The sequence below is a fragment of the Burkholderia sp. AU30280 genome (assembly GCF_020420125.1).
GTDB lineage: Bacteria > Pseudomonadota > Gammaproteobacteria > Burkholderiales > Burkholderiaceae > Burkholderia.
Genome location: NZ_JAIZRY010000001.1, coordinates 423896 through 450868, shown reverse-complemented (window position 1 = coordinate 450868; position 26973 = coordinate 423896). Strand labels below are relative to the sequence as shown.

General features: G+C 69.1%; 25 protein-coding genes and 2 pseudogenes. 17 read left to right on the top strand and 10 right to left on the bottom strand.

Annotation, left to right across the window (positions count from 1 at the left end; all coding sequences use genetic code 11):
- The first annotated feature begins 16 nt into the window (after window positions 1-16).
- From LGN17_RS01975 to LGN17_RS01965, 3 genes are all read left to right on the top strand, one after another.
- On the top strand, window positions 17-1174 hold the full coding sequence (locus LGN17_RS01975) for an FAD-dependent monooxygenase (protein WP_175968069.1): 1158 nt from the start codon (window positions 17-19) through the stop codon (window positions 1172-1174).
- 159 nt (window positions 1175-1333) lie between these two features.
- Window positions 1334-1837: a (2Fe-2S)-binding protein gene (locus tag LGN17_RS01970; RefSeq protein WP_226194942.1), complete on the top strand. Its 504-nt coding sequence runs from the start codon at window positions 1334-1336 to the stop codon at window positions 1835-1837.
- Complete coding sequence (locus tag LGN17_RS01965) at window positions 1827-4241, top strand: c-type cytochrome (RefSeq protein ID WP_226194941.1); 2415 nt, start codon at window positions 1827-1829, stop codon at window positions 4239-4241. Before LGN17_RS01970 ends, LGN17_RS01965 begins: the two co-directional genes overlap by 11 nt.
- 185 nt (window positions 4242-4426) lie before the next feature.
- Here LGN17_RS01965 and LGN17_RS36645 read toward each other — a convergent pair whose 3' ends face one another.
- Window positions 4427-4597 (bottom strand): hypothetical protein, encoded by a 171-nt coding sequence (locus LGN17_RS36645; RefSeq protein ID WP_226195286.1) that lies wholly within the window; start codon window positions 4595-4597, stop codon window positions 4427-4429.
- Between LGN17_RS36645 and LGN17_RS01955 the strand changes: the two genes are divergently transcribed.
- Window positions 4551-4793 carry a hypothetical protein gene (locus tag LGN17_RS01955; RefSeq protein WP_226195271.1) on the top strand — a complete coding sequence of 81 codons (243 nt, stop codon included), beginning with the start codon at window positions 4551-4553 and terminating at the stop codon, window positions 4791-4793. The two genes, LGN17_RS36645 and LGN17_RS01955, sit on opposite strands and share 47 nt — an antisense overlap.
- A 116-nt stretch (window positions 4794-4909) precedes the next feature.
- Here the strand turns inward: LGN17_RS01955 and mmsB are convergent, their stop codons facing one another.
- From mmsB to LGN17_RS01940, 3 genes are all read right to left on the bottom strand, one after another.
- Window positions 4910-5800: a 3-hydroxyisobutyrate dehydrogenase gene (mmsB, locus tag LGN17_RS01950; protein WP_226194940.1), complete on the bottom strand. Its 891-nt coding sequence runs from the start codon at window positions 5798-5800 to the stop codon at window positions 4910-4912.
- Window positions 5801-5864: 64 nt separating this feature from the next.
- Window positions 5865-7391: a CoA-acylating methylmalonate-semialdehyde dehydrogenase gene (locus LGN17_RS01945; RefSeq protein WP_226194939.1), complete on the bottom strand. Its 1527-nt coding sequence runs from the start codon at window positions 7389-7391 to the stop codon at window positions 5865-5867.
- A gap of 116 nt (window positions 7392-7507) precedes the next feature.
- Window positions 7508-8827: an MFS transporter gene (locus LGN17_RS01940; RefSeq protein WP_175950634.1), complete on the bottom strand. Its 1320-nt coding sequence runs from the start codon at window positions 8825-8827 to the stop codon at window positions 7508-7510.
- Window positions 8828-8983: 156 nt separating this feature from the next.
- On the opposite strand from LGN17_RS01940, the gene LGN17_RS01935 reads away from it, so the two are divergent.
- Together LGN17_RS01935 and LGN17_RS01930 are read left to right on the top strand one after the other, a co-directional pair.
- Entirely contained in the window at window positions 8984-9943 is a 960-nt protein-coding gene (locus tag LGN17_RS01935; RefSeq protein ID WP_226194938.1) for a LysR family transcriptional regulator, read from the top strand.
- A 109-nt stretch (window positions 9944-10052) separates the two neighbouring features.
- Window positions 10053-10550, top strand: coding sequence for an SRPBCC family protein (locus LGN17_RS01930; RefSeq protein ID WP_226194937.1), 498 nt, complete (start codon window positions 10053-10055; stop codon window positions 10548-10550).
- A 64-nt stretch (window positions 10551-10614) separates the two neighbouring features.
- Here the strand turns inward: LGN17_RS01930 and LGN17_RS01925 are convergent, their stop codons facing one another.
- The gene (locus LGN17_RS01925; RefSeq protein ID WP_226194936.1) at window positions 10615-11337 is read right to left on the bottom strand and encodes a haloacid dehalogenase type II; all 723 of its coding nucleotides are present in this window, start codon (window positions 11335-11337) and stop codon (window positions 10615-10617) included.
- Window positions 11338-11433: 96 nt separating this feature from the next.
- On the opposite strand from LGN17_RS01925, the gene LGN17_RS01920 reads away from it, so the two are divergent.
- Window positions 11434-11838 (top strand): hypothetical protein, encoded by a 405-nt coding sequence (locus LGN17_RS01920; RefSeq protein WP_226194935.1) that lies wholly within the window; start codon window positions 11434-11436, stop codon window positions 11836-11838.
- Window positions 11839-12058: 220 nt separating this feature from the next.
- Window positions 12059-14308 (top strand): putative bifunctional diguanylate cyclase/phosphodiesterase, encoded by a 2250-nt coding sequence (locus tag LGN17_RS01915; protein WP_226194934.1) that lies wholly within the window; start codon window positions 12059-12061, stop codon window positions 14306-14308.
- Between the two features lie 20 nt (window positions 14309-14328).
- Here the strand turns inward: LGN17_RS01915 and LGN17_RS01910 are convergent, their stop codons facing one another.
- Both LGN17_RS01910 and LGN17_RS01905 read right to left on the bottom strand, forming a co-directional pair.
- Window positions 14329-15396 (bottom strand): diguanylate cyclase domain-containing protein, encoded by a 1068-nt coding sequence (locus LGN17_RS01910; RefSeq protein WP_226194933.1) that lies wholly within the window; start codon window positions 15394-15396, stop codon window positions 14329-14331.
- A gap of 76 nt (window positions 15397-15472) precedes the next feature.
- The gene (locus LGN17_RS01905) at window positions 15473-16477 is read right to left on the bottom strand and encodes a chemotaxis response regulator protein-glutamate methylesterase (protein ID WP_226194932.1); all 1005 of its coding nucleotides are present in this window, start codon (window positions 16475-16477) and stop codon (window positions 15473-15475) included.
- Between the two features lie 467 nt (window positions 16478-16944).
- Between LGN17_RS01905 and LGN17_RS01900 the strand changes: the two genes are divergently transcribed.
- Window positions 16945-17373 carry a hypothetical protein gene (locus tag LGN17_RS01900; protein WP_226194931.1) on the top strand — a complete coding sequence of 143 codons (429 nt, stop codon included), beginning with the start codon at window positions 16945-16947 and terminating at the stop codon, window positions 17371-17373.
- 46 nt (window positions 17374-17419) lie between these two features.
- Here the strand turns inward: LGN17_RS01900 and LGN17_RS01895 are convergent, their stop codons facing one another.
- Window positions 17420-17644, bottom strand: coding sequence for a hypothetical protein (locus tag LGN17_RS01895; RefSeq protein WP_006750126.1), 225 nt, complete (start codon window positions 17642-17644; stop codon window positions 17420-17422).
- A 336-nt stretch (window positions 17645-17980) separates the two neighbouring features.
- On the opposite strand from LGN17_RS01895, the gene LGN17_RS01890 reads away from it, so the two are divergent.
- The 4 genes from LGN17_RS01890 (at window position 17981) to LGN17_RS01875 (ending at window position 21098) form a co-directional block, all read left to right on the top strand.
- Window positions 17981-18670: a DUF969 domain-containing protein gene (locus tag LGN17_RS01890; protein ID WP_226194930.1), complete on the top strand. Its 690-nt coding sequence runs from the start codon at window positions 17981-17983 to the stop codon at window positions 18668-18670.
- Window positions 18667-19617: a DUF979 domain-containing protein gene (locus LGN17_RS01885; RefSeq protein WP_226194929.1), complete on the top strand. Its 951-nt coding sequence runs from the start codon at window positions 18667-18669 to the stop codon at window positions 19615-19617. Before LGN17_RS01890 ends, LGN17_RS01885 begins: the two co-directional genes overlap by 4 nt.
- 19 nt (window positions 19618-19636) lie before the next feature.
- Complete coding sequence (locus tag LGN17_RS01880; protein ID WP_226194928.1) at window positions 19637-20659, top strand: DUF2891 domain-containing protein; 1023 nt, start codon at window positions 19637-19639, stop codon at window positions 20657-20659.
- Between the two features lie 115 nt (window positions 20660-20774).
- A complete protein-coding gene (locus tag LGN17_RS01875; RefSeq protein WP_175950621.1) occupies window positions 20775-21098 on the top strand; it encodes a hypothetical protein in 324 nt (107 codons plus the stop codon).
- A 103-nt stretch (window positions 21099-21201) separates the two neighbouring features.
- On the opposite strand, the pseudogene LGN17_RS01870 reads toward LGN17_RS01875, so the two are convergent.
- A pseudogene (locus LGN17_RS01870) lies at window positions 21202-21435 on the bottom strand (IclR family transcriptional regulator C-terminal domain-containing protein); the annotation flags it as partial.
- On the opposite strand from LGN17_RS01870, the pseudogene LGN17_RS01865 reads away from it, so the two are divergent.
- The 4 genes and pseudogenes from LGN17_RS01865 to LGN17_RS01850 all read left to right on the top strand — a co-directional run.
- A pseudogene (locus tag LGN17_RS01865) lies at window positions 21412-21858 on the top strand (GABA permease); the annotation flags it as partial. The pseudogenes LGN17_RS01870 and LGN17_RS01865 sit on opposite strands and share 24 nt — an antisense overlap.
- A 226-nt stretch (window positions 21859-22084) precedes the next feature.
- Window positions 22085-25021: a molybdopterin oxidoreductase family protein gene (locus tag LGN17_RS01860; RefSeq protein WP_226194927.1), complete on the top strand. Its 2937-nt coding sequence runs from the start codon at window positions 22085-22087 to the stop codon at window positions 25019-25021.
- Between the two features lie 16 nt (window positions 25022-25037).
- Window positions 25038-25784, top strand: a complete 747-nt coding sequence (locus tag LGN17_RS01855) for a 4Fe-4S dicluster domain-containing protein (protein ID WP_226194926.1) — start codon at window positions 25038-25040, stop codon at window positions 25782-25784.
- A 40-nt stretch (window positions 25785-25824) separates the two neighbouring features.
- Window positions 25825-26772: a dimethyl sulfoxide reductase anchor subunit family protein gene (locus LGN17_RS01850; RefSeq protein ID WP_226194925.1), complete on the top strand. Its 948-nt coding sequence runs from the start codon at window positions 25825-25827 to the stop codon at window positions 26770-26772.
- Here LGN17_RS01850 and LGN17_RS36815 read toward each other — a convergent pair.
- Window positions 26754-26942 carry a hypothetical protein gene (locus LGN17_RS36815; protein ID WP_413226994.1) on the bottom strand — a complete coding sequence of 63 codons (189 nt, stop codon included), beginning with the start codon at window positions 26940-26942 and terminating at the stop codon, window positions 26754-26756. The two genes, LGN17_RS01850 and LGN17_RS36815, sit on opposite strands and share 19 nt — an antisense overlap.
- Window positions 26943-26973 lie beyond the last annotated feature (31 nt).

The following is a 26973-nucleotide window of genomic DNA, read 5'->3' as shown; positions in this document are numbered from 1 at the left end:
CGATCAGGAGATCCGCATGAGCACACCCCGTATCGCAATCATCGGCGCCGGCCTCGGCGGCACGGCCGCCGCGGCGCTGCTTCAGCGCGGTGGCTACGACGTCGCGCTGTACGAGCAGGCGCCGGCGTTCTCGCGCCTCGGCGCGGGCATCCACCTCGGCCCGAACGTGATGAAGATCATGCGGCGCATCGGCTGCGAGGACGCGCTGGAGACGATGGGTTCGCATCCGGATTGCTGGTACAGCCGCGACTGGCAGACGGCCGACGTGCTCGCTCGGATCCCGCTCGGCGACTACGCGCGCAAGGCCTACGGCGCGAGCTACCTGACCGTGCATCGCGGCGATTTCCATGCATTGATGACGCAGGCGGTGACGCCCGGCACGATCCGCTTCGGCAAGCGGCTCGCGGCCGTGGACGATACCGGCGACGCGGTGCGCCTGACGTTCGCCGACGGCAGCGTCGAGACGGCCGACATCGTGATCGGCGCGGACGGTGTGAATTCGCGGATCCGCGAGCACCTGCTCGGCGCGGAGCCGCCGCGCTACACAGGCTATGTCGCGCACCGCGCGGTGTTCCCGGCGTCGCTGCTCGGCCACAAGCCGTACGACATGTGCGTGAAGTGGTGGTCGGAGGATCGCCACATGATGGTCTACTACGTGACCGAGAAGCGCGACGAGTATTACTACGTGACCGGCGTGCCGCAGGCCGAATGGCCCGAAGGCGTGTCGATGGTCGACAGCAGCCGCGACGAAATGCGCGAGGCGTTCGCCGGTTTCCACGCCGACATCCAGCACCTGATCGATGTGTCGCCGTCGATCACCAAGTGGCCGCTGCTCGAACGCGATCCGTTGCCGTTGTGGAGCCGCGGCCGCCTCGTGCTGCTCGGCGACGCGTGCCACCCGATGAAGCCGCACATGGCACAGGGCGCGGCGATGGCGATCGAGGATGCCGCGATGCTCGCGCGTTGCCTCGACGAAGTCGGCGTCGGCGACTACGCGGGCGCATTCGCGCTGTACGAGGCGAATCGTGCGGCGCGTGCGTCGAAGGTGCAGCTCGTATCGCACAACAACACGTGGCTGCGCACGAACGAGGATCCGTCGTGGGTTTTCGGCTACGACGTGTTCGACGTGCCGCTCGTCTCGCCGTCGCGCAACAGCGTCGCGGCCGTGGCCTGACACGTACGCGGCGCCCGCGCCGGCCGGCGCTTCGCCGTCGCGAGCGCCGATGCGCCGGTACGGGTGTTTTTCGGCGTGTTATATGTCAGGCGCGCCGGCGGCAGTGCCCGCCGCCGGCCCCCGGCCCCTCGGCCCGCGCGCCGCATTCCGGATCCATTCATGTCCCATCCCGCTTCTCCGTCGCGGCCGCTGGCGTTTCGCGTGAACGGCGCGCCGCACACCTTCGACGATGCCGCCCCCGACGCGCCGCTGCTGCTGGTCCTGCGCAACGACTGCGCGCTCAACGGCCCGAAATACGGCTGCGGGCTCGGGCAGTGCGGCGCATGCACGGTGCTGGTCGACGGGCAGGCAACGCGTTCGTGCGTCGTGCCGGCCGCCGCCGCGAGCGGGCGCGACGTCACGACGCTGGAAGGGCTCGGGTCGCGCGACGCACCGCATCCGATCCAGCGCGCGTTCATCGACGAGCAGGCCGCGCAGTGCGGCTATTGCCTGAACGGAATGATCATGACCACGAAGGCGCTGCTCGACCGCGATCCCGCGCCGGACGATGCGGCGATCCGCGATGCGTTGCGCTTCAATCTTTGCCGCTGCGGCACGCACCTGGAGATCATCCGGGCCGTGCATCGCGCGGCACGCTATCTGCGAGGCGGCGATGAAGCCTGACGCAGGCTTGCCCGTCGCGCCGGCGCGCGTGACGTTACCCGAGCCGCGCGATGACGTCGGCGTCGATGCATTGTGCGCGCACCACGCGCGCTACACGTGGCCGATCGGAGATGCGCATGCAGGCGCGCAGGTATCGCTCGACGTCGAAACGCAGACCGCGTCCGATGGACGGATGACGATCTGGCGCTATCGCGCGCGGGCGGCCACGGACGATCTTCACGCGCCGCATGATGCGAAGACCGAGCGCGCGGATACCGGCCCCGCCGCGCCGTTCGTCTACCGGCACGCGCAGACGTCGATCGAGCTTGCCGATGCCGGCCACGCGATTCCCGGCCACGCGCACGTGTTCGCGCGCGAATCCTTCGTCGACGAACTCGCGGACGCGTTGCGGCGCGACCCGGTCGCGTTGCGCCTGCAGCACCTCGATGCGGCGCGGGACGCGGGGCCGCGCGAGATTATCCGGATGGTCAGCGAGCGCGCCGCATGGGGCGCGCCGGCCGCGGTCGACCCGGGTGCACGTGCGCGCCTGAGCGGGCGCGGCTTCGCTTTCGATGGCGCCGCGGCGTCTTCCGGCGACACGCCGCCGGCAGCCGACGCGATACGCGACGGCGACGCGCGCTGGTCCGCATGGGTCGTCGATCTCGATGTCGACCGCGCGACGGGCGACGTCGCGGTGCGGCGCGTCGTGGCCGGGCAGGGGGCCGGCGAACCGGGCGGCCCGTCGATGGCCGGCTTGCCCGCCTGGCAGATCGAGGCGGCGATTTCGCGCGTGATGGGGGCGCGCTTGTCCGCGCGGCCCGCGCACGACGAAACCGGCACAGGGGCGCGGCCGGATGCGATCGCTCACGAACTGATCGCGTTCGACGACACCGCGCATCGCGCGCACGGTGAACTGTCCGCGCACGATGCGCGCCGGATCGAGCAGGCGGCGGCGCCCGCGGCGGCGGCGATCGCGAACGCACTCTACGACGCGACGGGCGTGCGGTTTCGCGCACCGCCGTTCGACGCCGAGCGCATTCGCGCGGCGCTCGCGCGACCGGTGCCGGCCGATTCCGGCGAAGCGGGGCGCCGCGACCCGCGTCGCGCGTCGCGCTGGCGCCGCTGGCTGGCCGGCGGCGGCGTGGGCGGGGTGGTCGGCGGGCTGATCGGCCTGGCCTGCGCGATCCTGCCGGGCCCCGCGTCGATCGCACCCGTTGCGCCCGGCGGCGCGGACGGTGCGATGTGGAGCGCGGCGACGCTCGAACGCGGCCGCCTGGTCGCCCTCGCCGGCGATTGCGCGGTGTGCCACACCGCGCCTGGCGGGACAACCAACGCGGGCGGGCTCGCGCTCGATACGCCGTTCGGCACGATCTACACGACGAACCTCACGCCCGACCCTGAAACCGGCATCGGCAGATGGTCGTATCCGGCGTTCGCGCGCGCGATGCGCGAAGGCATCTCGCGCGACGGCACGCACCTGTACCCGGCGTTCCCGTACACGGCGTTCGCGAAGCTGAGCGAGCCCGACCTGCTCGCGCTCTATGCGTACCTGATGTCGCAGCCGCCGGTGAAGCATGTACCGCCGAAGACCAAACTGCCGTTCCCGCTCGACCAGCGGCGCCTCGTCGCCGGCTGGAACTGGCTGTTTCACGATGCACGGCCGTTCGCGCCGGACCCGGCACGCTCCGCGATGTGGAATCGCGGCAAGTATCTGGTCGACGGCGCCGGACACTGCGGCGCGTGCCATACGCCGCGCAACGCGCTGGGCGCGGAGAAGGGCGGTCGGGCGTACCTGGCGGGAGGCGAGGCCGAGGGGTGGGTCGCGCCGCCGCTCGTCGCGTCGCCGGCGACGCCGGTGCCATGGACCGAAAGCGCGCTGTTCGACTACCTGCGCACGGGCTTCTCCGCGCAGCATGGCGTCGCGGCGGGGCCGATGGCGCCCGTCGTCGCGGGGCTTGCGTCGCTGCCCGAGGCCGATGTCCGGTCGATCGCGCACTATCTCGCGTCGCTGTCGCCGCCCGTCGATACCGCGGCGGCGGCCGATGCGGCGGCCCGGCGGGCGCGCGGCGCGCAAGCCGTTGCGACGCTCGGCCTCGAGAACGGCCGCCGGGCGTTCGACGCCGCGTGTGCGGTCTGTCATGCGGAATCGGGCGGCGTCGGGCATTTCGGCGTACGCCCGTTGATGGGGCTCAACACGAGCGTCAGCCAGGCCGCACCGGACAACCTGCTGCGCGTGCTGCATCACGGGATCGACCAGCCGGCCACCGGCGAACTCGGTTACATGCCGGGCTTCGGCGACGCATTCGACGATCGGCAGATGGCCGAACTGGCCGCGTATATCCGGGCGCGCTACGCGCCGGGACAGCCGGCGTGGCGGAACCTGGCGGAAGCGTCGGCCAGGATCCGGCAGGAAGCCGCGCACTGATCGGCCGCCGCGCAACGCGCTGCGGCGGGCCGGCCGGGCAAAATGACCGGTTCGCGCGATCTGGCCCGGAAACAGGGCGGAAATATTGCCCCATTTTCATCATCGTTTAACCATTCGAAACAATGTGTTCACCGAAAGGGGCATGATCTCCGGCGATCGAGCAGGCATACTGTCGCCTATGTTGTTCAATGCGCGTCGAACGGCGCGCGCTTGCCCCCCATGTCCACTCCAGTTTCCTTTCGAACCTTGCGATGGTTGACCGTCGCGGCTGCCGCATGCTTGCTCGCCGCGTGTTCGACCGCTTCCGACGTGACCGCGACGTCGAACCCGAACGTGTATACCGTGACGACGCGCACGGTCGGCGTGTCGACGACGTGGGCCGACGCCCACACGAAGGCCGTCGACGAAGCCACCAACTACTGCACGCAGCGCGGCATGCGCGCGAGCATGAAGCAGGAATCGCTGACCGGCGGCAGCCGTGTCGGCGCGCGCTCCGAACTCGCGTTCGAGTGCCATCCGACCTTCGAGACGGCGTCGAACCCGCGCGGTTGAACGACCGGCGGCGCCGATGCCGCCGTCCGCGTTTTCCTTCCCCCGCAAGCAAAACGACCCGCGATGCCGTTCAGGCACATCGCGGGTCGGCGCACGTCCGGGGCAGGCGGCGGCGGTTACGCCGGCTGCGCCTCGTACAGCTTCACGCACGCGGAGAAGTCGAGCGTGCCGAGCCCCTGCTGGCTCATCGACTGATAGAGCTGCTGCGCGAGCGCGCCCATCCACACCGGCTGGTGGGCGCCGCGCGCCGCTTCGGTCGCGAGCCCGAGATCCTTCAGCATCAGGTTCGCCGCGAACCCGCCCGCGTAGCCGCGCGCGGCCGGCGCGGTGTCGCTCACGCCCGGATACGGGTTGTAGGTGTCCGAACTCCAGCAGCGGCCGGTCGACGTATTGATGATGCCGGCCAGCACGGCCGGATCGATCCCGAGCGCCGCGCCGAGCGCCATCGCTTCGGAGACGCCCATCATCGAGATCCCGAGCAGCAGGTTGTTGCAGATCTTCGCGATCTGCCCGGTGCCCGTGCCGCCGCAATGCACGACGTTCTTGCCCATGTCGAGCAGCACGGGGCGGAGGCGCTCGAACAGCGCGGCGTCCGCGCCGACCATGAAGGTCAGCGTGCCGGCCTGCGCGCCGCCGGTGCCGCCCGACACGGGCGCGTCGGCGAGCGGGAAGCCGCGCTGCGCGGCGGTGTCGGCCACGGCGCGCACGGTGCCGGGATCGATCGTGCTGCAGTCGATCAGCGCCGCGCCGGCGCGTGCGCCGGCCAGCACGCCGTCGTCGCCGAGGTAGACCGCGCGCACGTGCTGCGCGGCCGGCAGCATCGTGATCACGACCGCGCCGCGCGCGGTCGCTTCACGCGGCGAGCCGGCGGCCGTTGCGCCGGCGCGCACGGCGACGTCCACCGCGTGCGCGTCGAGGTCGAATACCGTCAGCGTGTGGCCGGCTTTCAGCAGGTTGGCGGCCATCGGGCCGCCCATGTTGCCGAGTCCGATGAATGCGATTTCCATGTACAGGTCTCCGTGTCGACCGGACCTGGCGCTTTAGCGCCTGGTCCGGTTCCATGCTTCGCACTCAGCGCAGCGCGATCGTCGTGTTCACGCCGCCGGCCGTCGCGTCGTCGTCGAACCAGCGCGCGGTGACCGTCTTGGTCTGCGTGTAGAACTGCACGACCTGCTTGCCGTACGGGCCGAGATCGCCGAGTTTCGAGCCGCGCGAACCCGTGAAGCTGAAGTAGGGCACCGGCACCGGGATCGGGATGTTGATGCCGACCTGGCCGATGTCGATCTCGCTCTGGAACTTGCGCGCGGCCGCGCCGCTCTGCGTGAACAGGCCCACGCCGTTGCCCATCGGGTTGCGGTTGACGAGCGCGATCGCTTCGTCGAGCGTGTCGGCTTCGAGCACGACCACCACCGGCCCGAAGATTTCTTCGGTATAGATCGACATGTCGGTCGTCACGCCCGAGAAGATCGTCGGGCCGACGAAATTGCCCTGCTCGTAGCCGGGCACCTTCACGTTGCGGCCGTCGAGTTCGAGCTTCGCGCCGGCCTTCACGCCTGCGTCGATCAGCGACAGGATGCGTTCCTTCGCCGCCTTCGATACGACGGGGCCGACGTCCGTGCCCGCTTCCGCGCCCGCGTTGACCTTCAACAGCTTCGCCTTTCCGACGAGCTCCGGCAGCCAGTCGCGCGCCTGGCCGACCAGCACGACGACCGACGTCGCCATGCAGCGCTGGCCGGCCGCGCCGAAGCCCGCGCCGACGAGCGCGTTGATCGTCTGCTCGCGGTGCGCATCGGGCAGCACGACCGCGTGATTCTTCGCGCCCATCATCGACTGCACGCGCTTGCCGTGCTGGCTGCCGAGGTTGTACACGTGCGTGCCGACGCGCGTCGAGCCGACGAACGAGATCGCCTTGATGTCCGGATGCGTGCAGAGACGGTCGACCACCGTCTTGCCGCCGTGCACGACGTTCAGTACACCTTTGGGCACGCCGGCCTCGATCGCGAGTTCGACGAGCTGCATCGTCGACAGCGGGTCCTGCTCCGACGGCTTCAGCACGAACGTGTTGCCGCACACGATCGCCATCGGGAACATCCATAGCGGAATCATGCCGGGGAAGTTGAACGGCGTGATGCCCGCGCACACGCCGATCGGCTGGCGCAGCGTGTAGGTATCCACACCACCCGCGACGTTTTCCGCGAATTCGCCTTGCTGCAGCGTGCCGATCGAGCACGCGTGCTCGACCACTTCGAGGCCGCGGAAGATGTCGCCCTGCGCGTCGGGCAGCGTCTTGCCTTGCTCGGCCGTCAGCGTGTGCGCGATCCGTTCGAGATTGCGGCGCACGAGATCCTGGAACTTCAGCATGATGCGCAGCCGCGCGCCGATCGGTGTCGTCTTCCACGTCTGGAATGCACGCTGCGCGGACGCGATCGCGGCATCGACCTCGTCGAGCGTCGCAAACGGCACGCGGCCGATCGTTTCCTGCGTCGCGGGGTTGACGATGTCGCCCCATTCGGCGCTTTGCGATTCGACGAACGCGCCGTCGATCAGCAGCTTGGCGGTGGGCAGGGCGAGGGTGGTCTGGGGAACTGCGGCGTTCATGGAACTCTCCGGGAGGGAAGCGGTGTTGCGATGAAAAAGCAGCCTGTTTCCGCCGCCCGTGCAGGCACGGCGGACAGCAGGACGAACTGGATCCGGACAGATGCCGGCAAGCGCGCTCAGGCGCGCGGAGGCCGCATCAGCGCGGTGCACATGAGCGCGAACACGCCGAAGCCGACGAGGTACGCGATCACGTAGTGCGGCTGGCCGCCGCCGGCCTTGAGCAGCGACGTCGCGATCATCGGCGCGAAGCCGCCGCCGATCACGCCGGCCAACTGCACCGACAGCGAGATGCCGCTGTAGCGGATTTCCGCGGGAAACTGCTGCGCGAACAACAGCGATTCCGGCGCATAGAGGATCGGGAACACGACACCGAGGCCGAGCACGATCGCCCACCATGCGTACGACACCTGCTGCGTGCCGAGCATCATGAAGAACGGCGCGGCGAACGCGCCCATCAGCACGAGGCCGATCGCGAACATCCGGCGCTGGCCGATGCGGTCGCTCAGGTGGCCGCACAGCGGCATCGTGACGAGCGACAGCGCCGCGCCGGCCGTGATCGCGTGCAGCATGGCGGCCTTCGGCAGGTGCAGCTGCTGCGTCGCGTAAGCGAGCGCGAACGTGACGACCATGTAGAACCAGGTGTTCTCCGCGGCGCGCGCGCCGACGATCGTCAGCACCTCGCGCGGATGGCGGCGCAGCGCGGCCGTCACCGGCGACTTCTCGGCCTTGCCCTGGCGCTGCATCTTCTCGAAGTCGGGCGATTCGGGCACCTTTGCGCGGATGAACCAGCCGAGGCCGACGAGCGCGATGCTCGCGAGGAACGGCACGCGCCAGCCCCACGACAGCATGTCGGCTTCCGGCAGCGCGGCCACCGCGGCCATCGCGACCGACGACAGGATCAGGCCGAGCCCGACCCCCGTCTGCGGCAGGCTGCCGAACAGCCCCTTGCGGCCCTTCGGCGCGTGTTCGACGGCCATCAGCACCGCGCCGCCCCATTCGCCGCCGACTGCCATCCCCTGCAGGAATCGCATCGCGATCAGCAGCGCGGCGGCCCAGTAGCCGATGCGGTCGTACGACGGGATCAGCCCGATGATCATGCTCGGCACGCCCATTAGCAGCAGCGTGATCATCAGCATCGACTTGCGGCCGATCCGGTCGCCGAAGTGGCCGAACACGATGCCGCCCATCGGCCGGCCGATGAAGCCGACCGCGAACGTGCCGAATGCGGCGAGCGTGCCGACGACCGGGTCCAGCGACGGGAAGAAGATGCGGTTGAACACGAGCGCGGCGGCCGTGCCGTAGAGGAAGAAGTCGTACCACTCGATCGTGGTGCCGGCCATGCTGGCCCAGCCGGCCAGCAGGTAGTGCTTCGCGGTGCGCCCGGGCGCCGGCGCCGCGACCGTCGCATGCTCATCGAGGGTGGATCGGGTCTGCATGGTGTCTCCGTGGTGGTGCCGCGGCTCGTGGTCCGCAGGTCACGGTCGAGTATAGTTATGCGCAGATTCATCATGTACCGATAAAGAAACCGGTTGGATGTGCATTTATGCATATCGACTGCCGGCCTGGAGACGCCAGTCCCTTTTTCCTCGACGATGCGACATGCCACCGAGCCGGTTTCCGGCAACCTGAACTGGGACGACCTGCGCTTTTTCCTCGAAGTCGCGCGCACGCAGCGCGCGAGCGGCGCCGCGAAGCGGCTCGGGGTCGACTACACGACCGTCGCGCGGCGCATTCGGGCGCTCGAGGCCGCGATGGGCACGCTGCTGTTCGACAAGTCGCGCTCCGGCGGCTTCATGCTGACGGCCGAAGGGCAGCGGCTCGTCGCGTATGCGGACGCGATGGAGACGACCGTGCAGTCCGCGTGCGACCAGGTCGCGAACACCGGCGAGGCGTTGTCGGGCCACGTGCGGATCGGGTCGACCGAGGGGTTCGGCTGCTTTTTCCTCGCGCCGCAGCTCGCGCGGTTTCGCGCCGCGCATCCGTACGTGACGGTCGACCTGCTGCCGGTGCCGCATTTCGTCAACCTGCCGAAGCGCGAGGCCGATCTGGCGATCACGCTCGAGCGGCCCGAGCGCGGGCCTTACGTGGTCACCAAGCTGTGCGACTACCAGTTGCGGCTCTATGCGACGCGCGACTATCTCGCGAACCACGCGCCGATTACCTGCACGGACGATCTCGCGCGGCACGCGTTCATCAGCTACGTCGACGATCTCGCATTCAGCAACGAATTGCTGTATCTGGACCGCGCGGTGCCGGGCGCAACGGCCGGGCTGCGCACGACGAGCGTGATCGCGCAGTACTTCGCGGCGCTGCAGGGCGGCGGGCTCGCGATCCTGCCGTGCTTCATGGCGGGCACGCAGCCGGCGCTGGTGCCGGTGCTGCCGGACGACGTGGTCGTCACGCGGTGCTTCTGGCTGACGTGCCGCGAGGATCTACGCAAGCTGCGGCGCGTGACCGCGCTGTGGGATTACCTGCGGGCGGCGGCGGACGAGAATCGCGCGCTGCTGTCGGGCGAATCGGGGACGATGAGATTCGTCGGCGACGCCGATTAGCCGGTGACGGAAGCGGCGGCGATCGCTGCAGCGGCGTGCCTGCAGCGCAACGCGGAGGCGAGGGCTATCATCGCGCCATGTCCGCACCGGCAGTTGCCAGGAGAGTGTCGTGGAAATTCATTCGCAGTGGACGTTCGATTGCCGGCCCGAGCATGTCTGGCCGCATTTCCTCCATGCCCGGATGGACGATGCGCGGCCGTTGCTGTTCCGCCTCGGCGTGCCGAAGCCGGTCAGTTGCCGCGTGCTCGAAGGCGTGCCGGCCGTCGGCAACACGCGGCAGTGCACGACCGATCGCGGCACCATCGACCAGCGGATTCTCGTGCTCGACGAGCCGCGCCGGCTGCGTTACCGGATGGTGGCGTCGACGGTGTGGTGCCGCGACTGGGTCGGGCTGCTCGAGGACGAATTCACGCTGACGCCCGTGGAAGGCGGCCGGACGCGCGTCGAACGGCGCACCGTGTTCAGTGCACGCGGCCTTTTCAGGCCGATCAGGCAGATCGGGTTGTGGCTCGCGTTGCAGCAGGCGCACCGGTATGCGGCCCGCAACTGGCGGCGTCTTGCGATGGCCGCGCAGGGGCAGGCGGCCGAGATGGCGTCGGCGCGCTAGGCCCTGGGAGCCGGCGCTCGACGAGCCGCCGGCCTCCCCGCGATCGCGCACCGGAACCCGGTTTTCAACGCGGGCACTCGAGCCGATCCGCGAGTTCGTTCAGGTCCCTGACGTCGAAGTCCCACGCATCGTCGGCTTTCAGGTCGGTCGTCTGGCCGGGCCCGTGTTCGGTCGGCCGCAGCACGAACGCGGTCGACAGCCCCTGGCGGCGCGCGGCCGCGAGGTCGCCGTTGTGCGCGGCGACCAGGCACAGCTCGGCCGGCTCGACGCCGAGAATCTCGACCGTCTCGCTGTAGACCTGCGGCGACGGCTTGTACGCGCGAACGACTTCCGCGCCGAGAATCGCATCCCACGGCAGCCCCGCGCGTTTCGCGACGTCGACCATCAGCCGGATGTTGCCGTTCGACAGCGGCGCGATGATGAAGCGCCGCTTCAGCCGGTGCAGCGCCGCGACGGCGTCGGGCCACGGGTCGAGGCTGTGCCACGCGAGGTTGAGCGCGTCGATGTCGGCGTCGGGCACGTCGACGATCCCGTAGCGGTCGAGCGTGCGGACGAGGTTCTCGCGATGCAGCACGTCGAGCCGCACGTAGCGGCGGCGCCCGCTGCGGACTTCCTCCATCGACGGCGAATATTCGGCCCGCCACGCATCGGCGAACTCGAGCGGGTCGAGCGCGGGGGCGTGGCGGTCGAGGAACGCGGCGGCGCCGCGTGCGACGCCGCTTCTCCAGTCGACGATCGTTCCGAAGACATCGAAAACGAGCGCCTTGATTTCGGCAGGGTTCGTCATGGTGATCCCGTGAAGGTCGTTCGATGAGGACACACATCGCCGTGCCGCCGGAATGCGCGACGCCGGTTCGATCGTCATTGAATCACGGATCCGAAAATGCGGCCTGGCCGGCCCGCGATGGCGTCCGCCGGCCGCCGCAACGGATTCCGGGCGTGGCCGCTGGAAGCCGGCCGTCCGGTGCAGCGCAACGTGCGCGAGGACACGCTCGACCGGATGCCCGCGCAGGCGCCGCGCCGCGCGCTCGACCTGCTCGTGTGCCGGCTCGAGGCGTCGGCGCTGAGCGTGGGGCTCGACGTCGCGCCGCTGTACCGCGACGATATGTTCGTCGTGTGCGGGCCGCGCCACCCGCTGCCCAGGCGCGCGGATCCCGGCGCGGACGACGGCACGCGAACGCAGCCGGGGCGCCGCCACAATCTGACGAATCGTTTGCAAACGCGGCGCACGCGAGCCGTTTCCTTGCCGAGGGCCGTCGCGCCGAGCGCAAGTCTTTCGGCCAGCTGACTGCCGGCTGCAAACGCCGCGCCGACCGCGCGTAACCCCTGATGCGCGTGGATGCGCCGCGTGTCACGGATTGGTGTTAAATAGGTTTCGGCGCGCGATGGCACGGCGCGCGATACGGGGCGCACCGGGCATCGGCGTAAACCCGGAGCGAAAAACGGCACGAAGGATCGAAAACGAATCGGGCGCATCAGACCCGATCGGACAGACGGCAGGATTCATCTTGAATACCGAACCGCAAAGTTCTCGCTACAGTCTCGGGCTCGCGGCGGAAGTGCTCGCGTCCGAGCAAAGCGTGCTGAGGCTGATCACGCGCAACACACCGCTGCCGGAGCTGTTGGTCGAAGTCTGCCGGCGTGCCGAGGCTTTGCTCGGCGACGGTGCGTCGTGCACGATCCTGCTGCTCGATCCCGACGGCGTGCACGTGCACGTCGGCGCCGCGCCCTCGCTGCCCGCGCAGTACAGCGCGGCGATCGAAGGGGCCTGCATCGGGCCCGTGGCCGGCTCGTGCGGCACGGCGATGTACCTGCGCCGGATGGTCGCCGTCGAAGACATCGAAACCGATCCCCTGTGGGCCGACTACCGTGCCGTCGCATTGCCGCTGGGCTTGCGTGCGTGCTGGTCGGTGCCGTTCCTCGACGATACCGGCGCCGTGCTCGGCGCGTTCGCCGTCTACCACCGCACACCGCGCCGGCCGGGCGACGAGGAAACCGAACTGTTGCGCGATATCGGCAACAGCGTCGGCCTCGCGGTTCACCAGGACCGGATGGTGCGGCAGCTCGCGCGCAGTGAGGAACATCACCGGCTCGTGGTCAACAGCCTGCAGGAAGGGATCCTCGTCGTGTCGCGCGACGGCGTCGTGGTCGCGAGCAACCCGAGCGCGAACCGGATGATGCGCGTGAAGGGCGACCTCGTCGGCCGCCGGCTGTCGACGGTGATCCTGCGCAAGCTGCGCGAGGACGGCACGCCGATCGCGCCCGACGAATGGCCGAGCCGGCGCGCGCTCGAGACGGCCACGCCGCTGCTCGGCTACACGGTCGGTTTCGGCCTCGCGGACGGCGACATCATCTGGGTGCGCGGCAACGCGGTGCCGATCGTGAAGCCGGGCGAGACGCAGGCCGATTCGGTGCTCGTGTCGTTCAACGACATCGGCCCCGTGCGCGAAGCCCAGCAGCAGTTGCGCTACCTGGCGACGCGCGATGCGCTGACGGGCCTCTACAACCGCCGCTGGCTCGGCGATCGCATGCGCGAGCTGTTCGGCGGGCACGAGGCGGCGGGCGGGCCCGCGCGCGTCGCGATCCTGTTCATCGATCTCGTCGGCTTCAAGAAGGTCAACGACACGGCCGGCCACGACGCGGGCGACGCGCTGCTGCGCAGCGTCGCCGCGCGGCTCGCGGCCTGCGCGGGCGGCCGGTATGCGCTCACGCGCGTCGGCGGCGACGAGTTCGTGATCCTCGTCGACGACTGCCAGGATCCCGACCGGCTCGCGGCGCTCGCACGCGAGGTGATCGACACGATCGCGAAACCGTTCGCGATCGCGAACAACGAATACTGGCTCGGCGTGTCGATCGGCATCAGCGTCGCGCCGCGCGACGGCGACGATGCCGTCACGCTGATGCGCAACGCGGATTCGGCGATGTACGACGCGAAACAGCGCGGCCGCAACCATTTCACGTTCTTCACCGCGCAGCTCAACCTGCGGCTGCAGCGCCGCTTCGCGATCGAGCAGTCGCTGCGGCGCGCGCTTTCGTCGGACATGCTGCGGCTCGCGTATCAGCCCGTCGTCGATGCACGCAGCGGCCGCACCGTCGGCGCCGAGGCGCTGCTGCGCTGGACGAGCCCGGAGCTCGGGCCGATGTCGCCGGCGGAGTTCATCCCGGTCGCGGAAGATACGGGGCAGATCGTCGCGATAGGCCAATGGGTGCTCGAAACCGCGTGCCGGCAGGCCGCCGAATGGCGCCGCACGATCGCGCCCGATCTGATGCTGGCCGTCAACCTGTCGCCGCGGCAGTTCCACGAAGGGCTCGTCGAGTCGGTCGAGCGCTGCCTCGCGCAGGCGCGACTCGATCCTTCCGCGCTCGAACTCGAGATTACCGAAGGACTGCTGATGAACGACACGGACACCGTGCTGCCGATGCTCGAGGCGCTCACGGACATGAACGTGCGGATCTCGGTCGACGATTTCGGCACCGGCTATTCGTCGCTCGCTTACCTGAAGCGCTTTCCGCTGCACAACCTGAAGGTCGACCGCTCGTTCGTGTCGGGCGTGCCCGATCATCACGACTCGGTGGCGATTACGCAGGCCGTGGTCGCGATGGCGCATTCGCTCGGGATGAAGGTCACGGCCGAAGGCGTCGAGACGCAGGCGCAATCATGGTTTTTGCAGCAGATCGGCTGCGACATGCAGCAGGGCTATCTGTTCAGCCGCCCGCTCGACCCGACCGACTACGCGCGCCGGCTCGGCGCCGTGTGAGCGCGGCACGCGTTCGGCGTTCAGTCGACGCGCGGCCCGCCGAAATCGCCGGGAACCGGCGTCGTCGGCGTCGCGTCGATCTCGACGCGGTTCTTGCCTTCGTGCTTCGCGCGATAGAGCGCGCGGTCGGCGGCTTCGATCAGCACGGTCGTCGGCAGGCCGGGCATCGGCACGATGCTCGCGCCGCCGATGCTGATCGTCACGGTGTCGCCCGTCGACGAATGCGCGTGCCGCAGCCGCAGTGCCTCGATCGCGAGGCGGATCTTCTCGCCGAGCAGCCGCGCGGCGCCCGGCGACGTGGCCGGCATCACGACCGCGAATTCCTCGCCGCCGAAACGCGCGGCAAGATCGCCCGACTGGCCGAGACAGCGCTCGATGGTCGACGCGATCTGCTTGAGCACGCTGTCGCCCGACACGTGGCCGTACGTGTCGTTGTACAGCTTGAAGTTGTCGACATCGATCATCAGCAGCGACAGCTCGCTGCGCTCGCGCATACCTCGCCGCCATTCGGCGGCGAGGTATTCGTCGAGATAGCGCCGGTTCGACAGCCCGGTCAGGCCGTCGGAATGCGTGAGACGCCGCAGCTCGAGATTGGCTTCGAGCAGCTGCTGCTGCGATTGCCGCAGCGCGCGATAGGCCTCGTCGCGCTGCAGCAGGTTCATGTACGAGCGCGAGTGGTAGCGCACCCGCGCGACGAGCTCGATGCGGTCGGGCAGCTTCACGAGGTAGTCGTTCGCGCCGGCCGCGAACGCGGCGCTCTTGATCACGGGCTCTTCCTGCGTCGACAGCACGATGATCGGCACGTCGCGCGTCGCCGGATTCGTCCGGTACGCTTTCACGAGGCTCAGCCCGTCGATGCCGGGCATCACGAGGTCCTGCAGGATTACGGTCGGCCGCGTTTCGATCGCGGTGGCCATCGCGTCGTCCGAACGCGGGCAGTAGTGGAAATCGATGCCTTCCTCGTCGACGAGCGCGCGCCGCACGGCTTCCGCGACGATCGTCTGGTCATCGACCAGCAGCACCATCGCCGGCACGTCGGCGGGCGGCGTGTAGGAGCCGCCTGGCGGGCGAGTCAGGTCAATCGTCATGGTCGATGCGGGTTGTTGCGGTCGTTGCGGTTGTTGCAGGGGCAGGCATGGGTGTTGCGCGTGTTCATCGTCGGGCTCAGATTCTCGCGAGCGCCGCCAGTTCGCCCGCGATGCGCCCGAGCGGCAGGATCGCGCGCGCCGCGCCGAGTGTCGCGGCCGCCTTCGGCATGCCGTACACGGCGCTCGTCGCCTCGTCCTGCGCGATCGTATGGTAGCCCTTCATCCGCAGCGCCTTCAGGCCGATCGCACCGTCGCGTCCCATCCCCGTGAGCAGCACGCCGATCACGCGGCCGGGCCAGTGCTCGGTCAGGCTGTTGAAGAACACGTCGACCGACGGGCGATACGGCGTGGCGGCCGGCTCGCGCGTGTATTCGAGCGTGCCGGCGCGCGTGATGCGCAGGTGGTCGTCGGTCGCGGCGAGCAGCGCGACGCCCGGCTGCGGGCGGTCGCCTTCGCGCGCGACGCGCACGGCGAGCGGCGTCTGGCCGTCGAGCCATTGCGCCATGCCTTCGGCGAACGCGCGGTCGACGTGCTGGACGATCACGATCGGTGCGTTGAAATCGGCCGGTAGCGCGCCGAGGATCGACGCGAGCGCGCCGGGGCCGCCGGCCGATGCGCCGATCGCGACCAGCGGGCCGCCGTCGGCGCGGGAGGCCATGCCGGCAAGGCGCGTGCCGCCGGGAGCGTCGAGCAGGCGGCCGATCTGGTCGATTTTCGCGAGCAGCAGCCGGGTCGTGTCGCCGGCCGCGCCGTCGCCGAGCCGCGGCGTATCGACCGCGTCGAGCGCGCCGGCGCCCATCGCCTCGAACACGCGCCATGCATTCGCGCCGATACAGCTCGTCACGATCAGGATCGCGCACGGTCGTTCGGATCGCATGATCCGCCGCGTCGCTTCGATCCCGTCGAATTTCGGCATGATCAGGTCCATCAGCACGACATCGGGCGGCTGCGTGGCGCACAGCTCGACGGCTTGCGCGCCGTCGGTCGCGACCCACAGCACGCGGTGCTCGGGCCGGCGCGCGATCGCGCGGCGCATCGCCTCGACGGCAAGCGGGAGGTCGTTGACGATGCCGATGTTCACAAGCGGAATTCTCCGGTCGGTTCGTAATGTTGGAGGTGGGCCGGGTTCATGGAAGGGGCTGCCTGTTCGGCGCCGCCGGGCGGCATCGGCGGCCGGACGGCGCGGCATTCTTTTCGGTTGGCGACGCCCGAATGCTGTCATGCGGCGCGGGCGGCGGCAATCGAAAAATTTGCGCATTGCGCCGTTTCAGTGCGTTTCCTCTATGACGACGCGTGTCGGGAGGCGGCCGCCGGCCGCCGGATGGCATGTGAAAGCCGGTCGCCGCTGGCGGGCGGACGGCACGCCATGCGATCATGACGCGCCAATCGAACTATCCCGCCATCCGTCGCGCGAAATCCGCCGAACCATATGAACCAGACGCCTCGTTTTCAAATGACCTCGCGCGCCATCGCGGTGTGGCTGTGCGTCGGGGCGCCGTCAGCATGGCGGCGCGGCACCGGCGGGGAGCCGGCCGCGAGGCGTTCGCGATGACCGCGCCCGACACGCTGCTTGTCAGTCGCGACCCGTACGCGCCGATCGTGATCGAGCACGACGGCCGGTTGCTGTACCGGATCTACATCGAGAGCGGGCACGCGTCGTTCTACCGTGATTTTCCGGTCGATCCGGACGCGGTGCGCGTGCTGCGCGACGACGCCGAGCGCTTTTACTTCCTGTTTGCGGCGCTTCACCCACCGTACCAGCTGAGCGCAACGAACCTGTCCGACGCGGAGCGCGAACGCTACTTTCGCACGATCCTGTTTGCCGACCGCGACGAGGTCGAAGCCTTCATGACGGAACGCGACCGCGCCAGCAACGGCGCGGTCGCGAACCTGCTGAGGATCTTCACGCAGGCCGACTACCGGCAGCTGCGTGCGGGCCGATGGTTCGACACGGGCGCCGGTACAGCGGCCGCGTAGCGCCCGCGCCAGCCTGCCATCCGCTTCACCGGGCGCGGCCGCGCCGTCAATGACTGCGCGCGTACCCCTGGATCAGCGCACGCATCATGCCTTCGACCGTCGCATCGAGCAGGTCGGCTTCCTGCTCGGACTCCTCGACGAGCGCGGCATACGCGGTCGCGAGCGTCACGCGATCGACTTCCTGGCGTTGCTCCATCAGCGTCACCATCCCGTCCTTCGCCAGATGAGCGGAGAACGCGCGGCTGCCGATGGTCTGGAATACGTCAATCATGGCGGCTCTCCCGTCCGTTGCCGATGCTTTCCAGTGTAGTCGGCGCACCGGGGCTTCGCCACGCGCGGCGGCCCGTCGCACGCCGCCCCCGGAGCGGGACCGCGCGTGCCGGGACCGGTGCGTCCGCGCCGGCCGTCCGTCCGTCGATTCCTCGGATGAAATACCGCCGACACATGGCCCGGGCACGGTGTTCGCACGTTTCAACGTTTACCCGGAGCAGTAAATTGTCGACTATTTATCGATAAAGTCTCGTGCTAGATTGCGCCGTCAGAGCCCGGTCCAAACCGGGCAGGCGGCGCATGCCAAGGCGCCGCGCGTCCGATACAAGGAGGAGCAATGCTGGTGCTGATTGGGGTGCCGATCGTCGTGATCGGTTTTGCGCTGCGCTTCAATGCGCTGCTGGTGGTCACGATCGCGGGGCTCGCGACGGGGCTGGCGGGCGGGCTGAATCTCGTCGACATCGTCAGTGCGTTCGGCAAGGCGTTCACCGAGAACCGCTACATGGGGCTCATCTGGCTGACGCTGCCGGTGATCGCGCTGCTCGAGCGCAACGGGCTCAAGGAGCAGGCGAAGCACATGATCTCGCGCGTGCAGGCGGCCACCACGGGCCGCGTGCTGATGCTGTATTTCGTGCTGCGCCAGACAACGGCCGCACTCGGCCTCACGTCGCTCGGCGGCCATGCGCAGATGGTGCGGCCGCTGATCGCGCCGATGGCCGAGGCCGCCGCGGTCAACCGCCACGGCGAGCTGCCCGAATCGGTGCGCCAGCAGATCCGCGCGCATGCGTCGGGCGTCGACAACGTCGCCGTGTTCTTCGGCGAGGACATCTTCATCGCGATCCAGTCGATCCTGCTGATCAAGGGCTTTCTCGAACAGAACGGGATCTCCATCGAGCCGCTGCACCTGTCGGTGTGGGCGATCCCGACCGCGATCGCCGCGCTCCTGATCCACTGCACGCGCCTCGCGCTGCTCGACCGCCGGCTGGCGCGCGGCTTCGGCCTGGTGGCGCAGGAGGGCGCGCGATGATCGGCCTCGAATCGCTGTACACGCTCGCGGGGCTGATGTTCGCCGCGTTCGCGTTCTTCAACCTGACGGATCGCACGAACCCGCGCCGCATCGTCAATTTCGCGTTCTGGGCGATCTACGCGGCCACGTTCCTGTTCGGCGCGTTGCTGCCGCATTTCGTGACGGGCTGCCTCGCGATCGCGCTCGCGGTGATCGCAGGCTCGGGCAAGCTCGGGCGCGGCCAGTCCGATGAAGCCGGGGAGGCCGCGGCCGTGCGGCGCGAGACGCTCGCGCAGCGGTTCGGCAACAAGCTGTTCCTGCCCGCGCTGCTGATCCCGGTCGTCACGCTGATCGGCACGTTCGCGCTGAAGCGGGTGCCGTTCGTCGACCAGAAGAGCGTGACGCTGATCTCGCTCGTGCTCGGCACGCTCGTCGCGTTCGCCGTCGCGCTCGCGATGCTGCGCGATTCGCCCGTGCATGCCGTGAAGGAGGCGCGCCACACGATGGATGCGGTCGGCTGGGCCGCGATCCTGCCGCAGATGCTCGCGGCGCTCGGCGCGCTGTTCGCGGTCGCGGGCGTCGGCGGGGTGGTGTCGGGGCTCGTGAAGGAGTGGGTGCCGATCGATTCGCCGTTCGCGGTGGTCGCGGCCTACACGGTCGGCATGGCGCTGTTCACGATGATCATGGGCAACGGCTTTGCCGCATTCCCCGTGATGACGGCCGGCATCGGCCTGCCGCTGATCGTCCACCAGTTCCACGGCAACCCGGCGATCGTCGGCGCGATCGGGATGCTGAGCGGCTTCTGCGGTACGCTGATGACGCCGATGGCCGCGAACTTCAACATCGTGCCGGCGGCGCTGCTCGAACTGAAGGACAAGAACGGCGTGATCAAGGTGCAGTGGCCGACAGCCGTGCTGCTGCTCGCCGTGAACACGCTGCTGATGTACGCGTTCGCATTCCGTTTCTGACACGATGGACGAGATCCTCATGACCGACCGACTGACCCCCGAACTCGCGTCGAAATTCGCGTCGCTCGCGCTCGCGCACCTGACCCGCGAATATCCGAACAAGCTCACGCATTCGCTCGCCGGCCCGCAGGACGTGCAGGGGCCGCGCGCACTTCACCCGATCTTCTACGGCAGCTACGACTGGCACTCGTGCGTGCACGGCTACTGGCTCGTGCTGCGCGTGCTCGAACGCTACCCGGCATTGCCGGAGGCCGAACGCATCGTCGCGATCGTCGATGCGCACTTCACCGATGCGAACGTCGCCGGCGAGCGGGCGTATCTCGCGCTGCCGCACAACGCCGGCTTCGAGCGTCCGTACGGCTGGGCGTGGCTGCTCGCGCTGTCGGCGCAGCTGGAGCGGCTCGCGCTGAAGGGGGCGCTGCCGCAGGCCGCGCGTTGGGCGAAGACGATGGCGCCGCTTACCGACCTGTTCGTGTCGCGCTTCGAGACCTTCCTGCCGAAAGCGACCTATCCGCTGCGTGTCGGCACGCACTTCAACACCGCGTTCGCGCTGGCGCTCACGCTCGATTTCGCGCGCGATACGCAGCGCGACGGGCTCGCGGCGCTGATCGTCGATACCGCGAAGCGCTGGCACCTGAACGATGTCGCGTGCCAGGCGTGGGAGCCGTCGGGCGACGAATTCCTGTCGCCCGCGCTGATGGAGGCGGAGCTGATGCGGCGCGTGCTGCCGGGCGCCGAATTCGACGGCTGGTTCGCGCGCTTCCTGCCCGATCTCGCGCGCGGCGAGCCGGCGACGCTGTTCGAGCCGGCGACGGTCAGCGATCGCAGCGACGGGAAGATCGCGCACCTCGACGGGCTGAACCTGAGCCGCGCGTGGTGCCAGCGTGCGCTCGCCGGCTCGCTGCCGGAAGGCGATGCGCGGCGCGCGCAGCTGCTCGAGGCGGCCGACCGGCATCTGGCGAGCGCACTCGCGCACGTGGCCGGCGACTACATGGGCGAGCACTGGCTCGCGACGTTCGCGCTGCTGGCGCTGGAGGCGTAGCGCGCGAAACCGCCGCCGGCGGCAAGGTCTTCGGCGCGCGGCTATACTCGCCGCTCGGGTTGCCTCGTGCGATGCAGGTGCGCGAGGCGGCCATCCATCCGTTTGCCGCCTCGTCATGGACAAGCTCATTTCCTACGTCGCCGCGATCCACGGGCTCGCCGGCCCGGTGTCGATCGTGTCGCACACGACGTCGCACGACCGCTGGACCGACGACGACGTCGAGGTCACGCGCGACGAAACCGAATACCGCTTCGACAACGGTGCGATCGTGCGCCGCTCGGTCGAGCAGGATCGCGCGCCGTCGGACCTGCTGTGCGCGGAATGCTTTATCGACTACGACGTGCTCCGCCATCCCGATGCCCAATCGATCGGCCCAACGCGGATGACGTTCGACAACGCGTGTCGCGAGACTTTCTGGTTGCGTTATCACCTTGCGTGACTGCGTGACTGCGTGACTGCGTGACTGCGTGACTGCGTGACTGCGTGACTGCGTGAACGCTTGAGCGTGTGATCGCACGTCGGCATGAACGCACTCGACCGCGTCAACCCGGCGGTGCGCCCTCAGCCGCATGCAGCAGCGGCGCGCCAACCGCGTGGCCGTTTCCCGCATCTTCGGCACGTTCTCCAGCAAAGCCTTGAGCGTCGCGCGCGGTCGGCGCATGCACGGCGAGCGCCGCGAGCACGCGGCCGCTAGCCGCATCCCTCACCGGCACCGCGACAGCCACCATCCCGCGCACGCATTCCGCGTGGTCGATCCCGACGCCGCGCTCGCGAAGGTCGACAAGCGCGGCGTGCCGGTGCACGCGATCCTGCTCGGCACGGTGTTCGGCTACGTGTCGGTCGTGATGTCGTCCGTGTCGCCCGATACCGTGTTCGCGTTCCTCGTCAATTCGTACGGCACCGTCGCGCTGTTCGTGTACGTGCCGATCGCATTCCCGCCACTGCGCCTGCGCAAGCGTCCCGACCCGGTGGCCGCCGGCAAGCTGCGCGTCAGGAGGTGGGCGTATCCGTACCTCACCTGGATCGCGATCGTCGGCATGGTCGGCATCCTCGTCACGATGGCGTTCATCCCGGACCCGCGCAAGCCGCTGTGGCTCGGTGTCGCCAGCCTGGGCGTGCGGGTCGTCGCGTACGGGCTCACGCGCCGCAGCCGCCGCGAGTATCTCGACGACAGCGAACTGCCCGCCTATCCGCCGCGGTCATGCGCGGCAACGCATGACGCCGAAGGCCCGGCCCGCAAGCCGGGCCTTCGCGCATGCGGCTTCCGGCCCGATCCGATGGATGGCCGGCGCAACTATCGGGCCGACCGATAGCACCGATCAGAGGATGCGACTTTATGTCGGCCGCGTGCCGGCATAGCATGGATGAACCGATTCACGGGTGCGCCCCGGCGGGCGCGCCCTCATCCGCGAACGAGGACAGACGATGGAACATCGGGCACGCGAGCGGGACGAGCAGGCCGAGATCAAGACGACGACGTGCTACATGTGCGCGTGCCGCTGCGGCATCCGCGTGCACCTGCGCGACGGCGAGGTGCGCTATATCGACGGCAATCCCGCGCATCCGCTGAACCAGGGCGTCATCTGCGCGAAAGGTTCGTCGGGAATCATGAAGCAGTATTCGCCCGCGCGGCTCACACAACCGCTGATGCGCAAGCCGGGCGCCGAGCGTGGCGACGCGCAGTTCGAGCCGGTGTCGTGGGACGTCGCGTTCGACGTGCTCGAAAAGCGTCTCGCGCACCTGCGCGCCACCGACCCGAAGCGGTTCGCGCTGTTCACCGGGCGCGACCAGATGCAGGCGCTCACCGGCCTGTTCGCGAAACAGTTCGGTACGCCGAACTATGCGGCGCATGGCGGGTTCTGCTCGGCGAACATGGCGGCCGGGATGATCTACACGATCGGCGGTTCGTTCTGGGAATTCGGCGGGCCGGATCTCGACCATGCGAAGCTGTTCTTCATGATCGGCACCGCGGAAGACCATCATTCGAATCCGCTGAAGATCGCGCTCGGCAAGTTCAAGCGCGCGGGCGGCCGCTTCATCGCGATCAATCCGGTGCGCACCGGCTATGCGGCCATTGCCGACGAATGGATTCCGATTCGTCCCGGCACCGATGGCGCGCTGTTCATGGCGTTGATGCATGAGCTGATTGCGCGCGACGCGTTCGACCTCGAATTCGTGTCCCGCTTCACGAACGCGGCCGAGCTGGTCGACCAGCGCGACGGCGCCGACACGTTCGGGCTGTTCGTGCGTGACGCCGACGCGCCGGAGGTCAATGCGCTGTATCCGCAGAACCGGATGTGGTGGGACACGAAGACGAACCGCGCGGTGCTGCATCATGCGGAAGGCGCGGAGCCCGCGCTCGACGGCCGTTATACGCTCGACGACGGCACGCCCGTCGCGCCGTCGTTCACGCTGCTACGCGAACAGGTGGCCGAATGCACGCCCGAATGGGCGGCCGACATCACCGGGATCGCGGCCGACACGATCCGCCGCCTGGCGCGCGAGATGGAGACGGTTGCGCGCGACCACGCGATCGAGCTGCCGGTGCGCTGGACCGACTCATGGGGCAAGGCGCACGAATCGGTGAAGGGCGTGCCGATCGCGTTCCATGCGATGCGCGGGCTCGCCGCGCATTCGAACGGTTTCCAGACGATCCGCGCGCTCGCCGTGCTGATGTCGCTGCTCGGCACGATCGACCGGCCGGGCGGCTTCCGGCACAAGGCGCCGTATCCGCGCGCGGTGCCGCCGTCGGCGAAACCGCCGAACGACCCGGCGCAGATCCGGCCGAACACGCCGCTCGCCACCGGCCCGCTCGGCTGGCCCGCGGGCCCCGAGGACCTGTTCGTCCATCCGGACGGCACGCCCGCGCGGCTCGACAAGGCATTCTCGTGGGAATACCCGCTCGCGGTGCACGGGCTCATGCATTCGGTGATCACCAATGCATGGCGCGGCGATCCCTATCCGATCGACACGCTGCTGATCTTCATGGCCAACATGGCGTGGAATTCGTCGATGAATACGACCGAAGTGCGCAAGATGCTGGTCGACAAGCGCGACGACGGCGAATACCGGATCCCGTTCCTCGTCGTGTGCGATGCGTTCGCGTCGGAGATGACGGCATTCGCCGACCTGATCCTGCCCGACACGACCTACCTCGAACGGCATGACGTGATGTCGGTGCTCGACCGTCCAATCTCCGAATTCGACGGGCCGGTCGACTCCGTGCGCGTGCCGGTGGTGCCGCCTGCCGGCGAATGCAAGCCGTTCCAGGAAGTGCTGATCGAGCTGGCGAGCCGGCTGAAGTTTCCGGCGTTCACGACGGCCGACGGGCAGCGCAAATACCGCGACTATCCGGATTTCGTCATTAACTTCCAGACGGCGCCCGATTCGGGCACCGGCTTCCTGATCGGCTGGCGCGGCAAGGACGGCGACAAGGCCGTCGTCGGCGAGCCGAACCCCGACCAGTGGAAGCGCTATGCGGAGAACAACTGCGTGTACCACCACCGGCTGCCGGAGCCGCTGCAGTACATGCGCAACTGCAATGGGCCGTACATGCAGTGGGCGGTCGACAACGGGATGCGCAAATTCGGCGTGCCGATCGTGATCCAGCTCTACTCGGACGTGATGCAGAAATTCCGGCTCGCCGCGCAGGGCCGCACGTCGGGCCGCCAGCCGCCCGACCACCTGCGCGAGCGCATCGCGCGCTATTTCGATCCGCTGCCGTTCTGGCATCGCTCGCTCGAAAGCGGGCTGACCGATGCGGGCCGCTATCCGCTCGCGGCGATCACGCAGCGGCCGATGGCGATGTACCACTCGTGGGATTCGCAGAACGCGTGGCTGCGGCAGATCCATGGCGAGAACCACCTGTTCGTGAATCCGGTGACCGCCGCCGCGCAGCAGATCGGCGACGGCGCGTGGATCTACGTCGAATCGCCATGGGGCAAGGTGCGTTGCCGCGCGCGCTACAGCGAGGCGGTCGAGCCCGGCACCGTGTGGACCTGGAACGCGATCGGCAAGGCGGCCGGCGCATGGAACCTCGGGCCGCAGGCCGGCGAGTCGCAGCGCGGCTTCCTGTTGAACCACGTGATCACCGACGAGCTGCCGGATGCGGCACGCGGCGGCGCGCGGATGTCGAACTCCGATCCGATAACGGGGCAGGCCGGCTGGTACGACGTGCAGGTGCGGATCTATCCGGCCGAAGCCAATGCGGCGACGACCCTGCCGCAGTTCGCGCCGATGCCGGCGCTGCCGGGCACGCCACGCGTGCTGCGGCGCGTGCAGGCGTATTTCGCGGGAACCGGCGCATTCGCCGCGCGGCTGCGGCGCGCGACGTCGGCCGGCCCGAAGCCTGAAGATCGCTGAGCGAAGGAGCACGACCATGACCCAGATGGCCCTCGTCATCGACCTGAACGTGTGCGTCGGCTGCCATGCCTGCGTGACGAGCTGCAAGGAGTGGAACACGTCGGGCGAAGCCGGCAGTCTCGCCGACCTGCGCCCGTACGACGACGATCCGTCCGGTACGTTCTTCAACCGCGTGCAGACCTACGAAGCGGGCGTGTTCCCGATGACCGACACGATCCACTTCCCGAAATCGTGCCTTCACTGCGAGGATCCGCCGTGCGTGCCCGTCTGTCCGACCGGCGCGAGCTACAAACGCAAGTCGGACGGGATCGTGCTGGTCGACTACGACAAGTGCATCGGCTGCAAGTACTGCGCATGGGCGTGCCCGTACGGCGCACGCGAGCTCGACGAAGGCCGCAAGGAGATGACGAAGTGCACGCTGTGCGCGGACCGCATCGACAACCCGGTGCTGCCCGAACGCGACCGGAAGCCGGCCTGCGTGCTCGCGTGCCCGACGTCGGCGCGGCTGTTCGGCGACGTGCACGATCCGGAGTCCGATGTGTCGCGCGCGATCCGCGAACGCGGCGGCTATCAGCTGATGCCCGAATGGGGCACGCGGCCGTCGAACCATTACCTGCCGCGCGTGAAGACCGAAGCATCGTGTGGGTGCGGGAGTCGCGACGGGTGCGGCAGCGCGTCGAACGGCAGCGACGAGGACGAGTCGTTCGAAGCCCGCGCGGCGCGCGGCGACATCAATCTCGCATCGCTCGCGACGCGGCGCTGAGCGCGAAGCCCTTCATTCATGCGAAAAAAACGGAGTCCCCATGCGCCCAGCCTTTTCGGTCGTCTTTCTCACCACCCTGTGCGGCGCGGCACAGGGCCTGCTGCTGACGCTCGTGCTCGTCGAGGCGCTGACGCGTGCGGCGGGCGTCGAGATCGCGGCGTCGTTCTACGTGACGGGTGCCGCGCTGTCGGTCGCGCTCGGCGCACTCGGCCTGCTGGCGTCGTTCTTCCATCTCGGCCACCCCGAACGCGCGTGGCGGGCGATCGCGATGTGGCGCACGTCGTGGCTGTCGCGCGAATGCATCGCGCTGCCGGTGTTTCTCGCGTGCGCGTTCGCGTATGGCGCGGCGCACCGGTTCGGCTGGCCAGGCACGTTGCTGATCGGTGCGGCGGGCGCGCTCGCGAGCGTCGCGCTGTTCGTGTGCACGGCGATGATCTACGCGTGCCTGCGCTTCCTGCAGGAATGGGCGAGCCCGCTGACGCTCGTGAACTTCGTGCTGCTCGGCTGCGCGTCGGGCTGCACGCTGGCGACGGCTTGCGCCGCGTGGCTCGCGCCGGCGCTGGTCGGCCGGCTCGCCGTGGCCGCGTGCGTGCTGACGTTCGCGGGCTGCGTCACACGGCTCGCGTCGCTCGCACGCAATGCACGACTGCGGCCGAAGTCGACCGTGCAGAGCGCGACCGGGATCCGCGGCGAGAAGGTCGAACAGACGTCGCGCGGCTTTACGGCCAGCGCGTTCAATACGCGGGAGTTCTTTCACGGGCAGGGCAACGGCACGCTGCGCGCGGTGAAGGCCGGCTTCCTGGTCGGCGCATTCGCGGTGCCGTGCGTGCTGACCGGCGCGCTCGCGCTCGCGCCGACGTCGGTGGCGGCCGCCGTCGCGCTCGGCGCGGCATTCGTGATCCAGTATGCGGGGCTGGTCGCGGAGCGTTGGTTCTTCTTCGCGGATGCGCGGCATCCGCAGAACATCTACTACCAGCGCGCGTCGTGACGTCGCGTGTGCGCGTCCACGCCGTGCGGGAACCAGAATGTTTCCGCGAGCGCGCGATCGTAATCGTCCTCGACGATCGCGAAGTCATGCTGCCGCGCGCAATCGGGCAGCGCGCGGCGGCGTTCGACCGGCATCGTCGCGGTGGCCGGGCATGGGCGGCTCGGCGTCACGTACGCGTCGTCGCAGCGCGAGAGCGTATCG

What these genes read in the sequence shown, in the direction of transcription:
- LGN17_RS01970 (WP_226194942.1), top strand. Translation starts at nt 1,334, where the DNA reads ATGTCCCATCCCGCTTCTCCGTCGCGGCCGCTGGCGTTTCGCGTGAAC.
- mmsB (WP_226194940.1), bottom strand. Translation starts at nt 5,800, where the DNA reads ATGGAAATCGCATTCATCGGACTCGGCAACATGGGCGGCCCGATGGCC.
- LGN17_RS01910 (WP_226194933.1), bottom strand. Translation starts at nt 15,396, where the DNA reads ATGACGATTGACCTGACTCGCCCGCCAGGCGGCTCCTACACGCCGCCC.
- LGN17_RS01875 (WP_175950621.1), top strand. Translation starts at nt 20,775, where the DNA reads ATGGACAAGCTCATTTCCTACGTCGCCGCGATCCACGGGCTCGCCGGC.
- LGN17_RS01850 (WP_226194925.1), top strand. Translation starts at nt 25,825, where the DNA reads ATGCGCCCAGCCTTTTCGGTCGTCTTTCTCACCACCCTGTGCGGCGCG.
- LGN17_RS01855 (WP_226194926.1), top strand. Translation starts at nt 25,038, where the DNA reads ATGACCCAGATGGCCCTCGTCATCGACCTGAACGTGTGCGTCGGCTGC.
- LGN17_RS01940 (WP_175950634.1), bottom strand. Translation starts at nt 8,827, where the DNA reads ATGCAGACCCGATCCACCCTCGATGAGCATGCGACGGTCGCGGCGCCG.
- LGN17_RS01935 (WP_226194938.1), top strand. Translation starts at nt 8,984, where the DNA reads ATGCGACATGCCACCGAGCCGGTTTCCGGCAACCTGAACTGGGACGAC.
- LGN17_RS01890 (WP_226194930.1), top strand. Translation starts at nt 17,981, where the DNA reads ATGCTGGTGCTGATTGGGGTGCCGATCGTCGTGATCGGTTTTGCGCTG.
- LGN17_RS01900 (WP_226194931.1), top strand. Translation starts at nt 16,945, where the DNA reads ATGACCGCGCCCGACACGCTGCTTGTCAGTCGCGACCCGTACGCGCCG.
- LGN17_RS01945 (WP_226194939.1), bottom strand. Translation starts at nt 7,391, where the DNA reads ATGAACGCCGCAGTTCCCCAGACCACCCTCGCCCTGCCCACCGCCAAG.
- LGN17_RS01880 (WP_226194928.1), top strand. Translation starts at nt 19,637, where the DNA reads ATGACCGACCGACTGACCCCCGAACTCGCGTCGAAATTCGCGTCGCTC.
- LGN17_RS01975 (WP_175968069.1), top strand. Translation starts at nt 17, where the DNA reads ATGAGCACACCCCGTATCGCAATCATCGGCGCCGGCCTCGGCGGCACG.
- LGN17_RS01920 (WP_226194935.1), top strand. Translation starts at nt 11,434, where the DNA reads ATGCGGCCTGGCCGGCCCGCGATGGCGTCCGCCGGCCGCCGCAACGGA.
- LGN17_RS01965 (WP_226194941.1), top strand. Translation starts at nt 1,827, where the DNA reads ATGAAGCCTGACGCAGGCTTGCCCGTCGCGCCGGCGCGCGTGACGTTA.
- LGN17_RS01925 (WP_226194936.1), bottom strand. Translation starts at nt 11,337, where the DNA reads ATGACGAACCCTGCCGAAATCAAGGCGCTCGTTTTCGATGTCTTCGGA.
- LGN17_RS01885 (WP_226194929.1), top strand. Translation starts at nt 18,667, where the DNA reads ATGATCGGCCTCGAATCGCTGTACACGCTCGCGGGGCTGATGTTCGCC.
- LGN17_RS01895 (WP_006750126.1), bottom strand. Translation starts at nt 17,644, where the DNA reads ATGATTGACGTATTCCAGACCATCGGCAGCCGCGCGTTCTCCGCTCAT.
- LGN17_RS01860 (WP_226194927.1), top strand. Translation starts at nt 22,085, where the DNA reads ATGGAACATCGGGCACGCGAGCGGGACGAGCAGGCCGAGATCAAGACG.